Genomic DNA, 1,760 nt, shown 5'->3' on the forward strand with positions numbered 1-1,760 from the left:
GATAACGGCCAGCGCCAAAGAGGAAGAGTAGATGATGTTCAGCACCGCATCCGCCGACAGTTGAGTGCGCTCCAAGACAAAGGTGACGCCTAAAGCAAATCCCACCCCAAACACCATCAACACCACGGTGGGATTCAGCCCCAGCAGCACTCCCAAAACAATCCCCAGCAGAGCCGAATGCCCCAGGGCATCGCTAAAAAACGACAGTTGCCGCAGAATAACAAAACTGCCCAGCAGCCCACCTGTCATGCCGGTGAGGATCCCACCCAGCATGGCCCGCTGCATAAAGGGCAACTGCAACAGCTCCACTACCCGCACCCAGCCCTCCAACATCGCCTTCCCCTCAGTGACGGTGGATGTAGCGGACAAAATGGTGCTCCGCACCGCTGTCGCGAACAGGCCCATAAACCCGGCTCAGCACTTCTGGTGCCAAAGCCACCTGGGGGGATCCCTGGCAGATGAGGGATTGGTTGAGGCACAGCACGCGGTCGCAATAGCAAGACACCATTTCCAGATCATGGGAGATCTGCAAAATGGCCCAGCCCAGAGATTGGCGCAGCTCTTCCAAGAGCCGGTAAAACTCCCCCTCGCTGAGCGTATCTAAGCCTGCCGGTGCCTCGTCGAGGATAAGCAGCCGCCGCGGCCAAGCCAAGCAATAGGCCAACAGCACCCGTTTCAGCTCCCCGCCGCTGAGCTGGCCCAGAGCCTTGGAGGACAGGTGGGATGCGCCGACCCGTTCCAACGCCTCTTTCACCGCCTGCCGCCGAGCAGAGCGCTGCTGCCAGGGCCAGCGGGGTTGCAACGCCCCCCAACCCAAAGCCACAAACTCCTCCACCACCATGGGAAGCCCAGGATTGAACTGAAAACGTTGGGGCACGTAAGCCACCTGCTGCCGCACCGAGGGGGGCAAATAACCGGACAGGCACACCGGCTCTCCCAGAATCCAAACCGAGCCGCACTGCCGCGGCAGGATCCCCAAGATGGCCTGCACCAAGGTACTTTTGCCAGCGCCATTGGGGCCGACAATGGCCGTATGGGATCCCGCCCTCAGCTCAAACGACACATTTTGCACCGCCAACTGGGATCCCCGATAGACCGTCAGCCCCTCCACGCGAAGGACAACCTCGCCGGTCACCGCCCCCTCGCCAGTAGTTGTTCCAGCGAACCTTGCCCAAGCCAGGGCAGCTCCAGCGGCACAAAGGCCGTCTCCTTCTCAAAGGCGGAGACCAGGTTCTCCACGTTTTGCCGCAGGATGGTCAGGTAATATTCCGGCTCGATCCCCTCAGGGCCAGCGGTTTCGATGGGATCGAAAACGCGAACTTGGATCCCTAGGTCTCTGGCCAAAACCTCAAAGGGGTTGTTACTCCCCAGCTGCGGTTCCACCAGGATCGTCTTCAGGCCGGATGCCCGCACCGTCTCCATCACCCGCCGCACATCTTCGGGGGAGGGGCTGGCTTCAGGGATCTCCACCAAAAACTCAGCCTTGAGGTTGTAGCGCTCGGCAAAGTAGGGGGCAAAGTTGTGGAAAACTACAAACTTTCTGCCGGCAAAGGGAGCCAAGCGCTGCTCGATCTCCTCATCCAAAGCCTTGAGCTTCTCGATAAAAGCAGCCGCATTGGCCTGGTAGATCTCTGCCCCCGCCGGATCTACAGAGATGAGGCCATCACGAATATTTTCCACCTGCTGAATGGCCCGCCTGGGATCCAGCCAAATGTGGGGGTTAAACTCGCCGTGGCTGTGCCCATGAGAGTGGCCATGGC

3 protein-coding genes are annotated in these 1,760 nt (G+C 60.0%); all 3 read right to left on the minus strand.

All coding sequences use genetic code 11. The features are described from left to right. A partial coding sequence (locus tag NW820_RS10735; RefSeq protein ID WP_414407481.1) for a metal ABC transporter permease occupies positions 1-333 on the minus strand: 333 nt, incomplete at its 3' end. 10 nt (positions 334-343) lie between these two features. Continuing rightward, positions 344-1,135, minus strand: coding sequence for a metal ABC transporter ATP-binding protein (locus NW820_RS10740; RefSeq protein WP_414407482.1), 792 nt, complete (start codon positions 1,133-1,135; stop codon positions 344-346). Further along, positions 1,132-1,760 (minus strand): metal ABC transporter solute-binding protein, Zn/Mn family (locus NW820_RS10745; RefSeq protein WP_414407483.1); only part of this gene is annotated, 629 nt, incomplete at its 5' end. The genes NW820_RS10745 and NW820_RS10740, both read right to left, overlap by 4 nt.

It is taken from the genome of Synechococcus sp. R55.7 (assembly GCF_047461955.1).
In the GTDB taxonomy this organism is placed as follows: domain Bacteria; phylum Cyanobacteriota; class Cyanobacteriia; order Thermostichales; family Thermostichaceae; genus Thermostichus.